The organism is Verticiella sediminum, from assembly GCF_007558815.1.
Taxonomy (GTDB): Bacteria; Pseudomonadota; Gammaproteobacteria; order Burkholderiales; family Burkholderiaceae_B; genus Verticiella; species Verticiella sediminum.
The window spans coordinates 1-1,260 of the sequence record NZ_VLTJ01000018.1 but is presented as its reverse complement, the minus strand read 5'-3'; the positions used below and the strand labels follow the sequence as shown (position 1 = coordinate 1,260).

At 60.6% G+C, this 1,260-nt stretch carries 1 protein-coding gene; it reads right to left on the bottom strand.

Annotation, left to right across the window (positions count from 1 at the left end; all coding sequences use genetic code 11):
- Positions 1 to 4: 4 nt before the first annotated feature.
- On the bottom strand, positions 5 to 1,260 hold a 1,256-nt coding region (locus tag FOZ76_RS09615), incomplete at its 5' end, for a FliC/FljB family flagellin (RefSeq protein WP_143947940.1).

Genomic DNA, 1,260 nt, shown 5'->3' with positions numbered 1-1,260 from the left:
GCGATTAACGCAGCAGCGAGAGCACGCCTTGCGGAACCTGGTTGGCCTGGGCCAGAACCGAGGTGCCGGCCTGTTGCAGGATCTGCGCGCGGGTCATGTTGGAGACTTCGACGGCATAGTCGGCGTCTTCGATGCGCGAGCGGGCTGCGGACAGGTTGTTGACCGTGTTGTTCAGGTTGGAGATCGTGGACTCGAAGCGGTTCTGGATCGCACCCAGGTGGCTGCGCAGGTCGTCGACCTTTTGCAGTGCGGCGTCCAGCGCGGCCAGCGGGTTGGACGTTGGGTCACCTACGGCCAACTGTGCACCGCGGGTTACCGTACCATCGTCAGCGACAGTGGCGGCGAAAAAGTCGTCGCCATCCTTGATGACGAACTGGGGTCCCGTTCCATCAGCGCCAGCGGCTCGTACCTGCAGTTCCCCCGTGTCAGCCCCCATATCGTAGGTAACTGTGGTGGGGGCAAGGGCCAACTCTACGATATCTGTAGGAGTCCCTGCAGTAGCGGTAACGGTTCCCGTAATGGAGCCGTCGTTGGCAACGGTTACTTGGTGATATCCATTCGCACCAGCGGTGGTCGTTTCATTTTCAACTCGCACATAATGGTTGGTGCCATCCGTGTAGAGCTTGCCATCTAGAGTCCCTTCGGCTAAAGCCGTGACATCAACGGTGTCCAAGTCAATAGCCACACCGGGGCCAGGGCCCGTGGCACCGGCAGCGGAATAATCGGCTTCTTCAAGACCATTCGCAACGCTGAAGCCGTTCAGCCCGAGCTCGGTGCTATCGATCTTCGTCAGATTGATCGTGATTTGCTGGCCGTCATGCGCACCCACCTGGATCGTCAGCGCCTGGGCATCGTTGCCCAGCACGTACTTTCCGTTGAACTGCGTCTCACGCGACACGCGGTCGATTTCGTCCAGGCGCTCGGTGATTTCGTTCTGGATGGATTGCAGATCGGTGTCGGAGTTCGAACCGTTGGCGGCCTGCACGCTCAGTTCGCGGATGCGCTGCAGGTTGGCGTTGATTTCGTTCAGCGAGCCTTCGGTCGTCTGGGCGATCGAGATGCCGTCGTTGGCGTTGCGGGTGGCTTGGGTCAGGCCCTTGACGTTGGCGGTGAAGCGGTTGGCAATCGCCTGACCCGCCGCGTCGTCCTTGGCGCTGTTGATGCGCATGCCCGAGGACAGGCGCTCGATGGCAGTGCCCAACTGCGACTGGGACTTGTTGAGATTGTTCTGCGCGACGAGCGACAGGTAGTTGGTGCTGA